Source organism: Mesorhizobium sp. M7A.F.Ca.CA.002.09.1.1 (assembly GCF_003998555.1).
In the GTDB taxonomy this organism is placed as follows: domain Bacteria; phylum Pseudomonadota; class Alphaproteobacteria; order Rhizobiales; family Rhizobiaceae; genus Mesorhizobium; species Mesorhizobium ciceri.
The window spans coordinates 1-392 of record NZ_RZRR01001651.1 but is presented as its reverse complement, the minus strand read 5'-3'; the positions used below and the strand labels follow the sequence as shown (position 1 = coordinate 392).

The window sequence follows — 392 nt, the reverse complement described above, 5'->3', positions numbered from 1 at the left end:
CCTTTGCGGTGCCGGGCTGGCGCGCTATGGCGAGCGCGAAAGCGTGGTTCGCCTGATGAGCGGCACGTTCGAATCCGCGGTCCATTTCAACATGCGGCTGCCCGAACTGTTCTGCGGTTTTACACGTGCGCCGGGCGAAGCACCCATCGCCTATCCCGTCGCCTGCCTGCCGCAAGCGTGGTCGGCGGGCTCCGCTTTCATGTTGATGCAGGCCTGTCTTGGCCTGGAGATCGACGGCTGGGAGGGTGAGATTCGCGTCGGCCGCCCCAGGCTGCCGATCGGCATCGACACGCTGACACTGCGGCACCTGGGCGTCGGCGACCGGGTCGTCGATCTCACCTTCCAGCGCGTCGGCGACCGGGTCGTCGCTTTCCTGGCCGACCGCCATGAAG

At 67.1% G+C, this 392-nt stretch carries 1 pseudogene; it reads left to right on the top strand.

Going from position 1 to position 392, the window contains the following annotated elements:
• Nucleotides 1-392: pseudogene (locus EN994_RS35170) on the top strand (amylo-alpha-1,6-glucosidase); the annotation flags it as partial.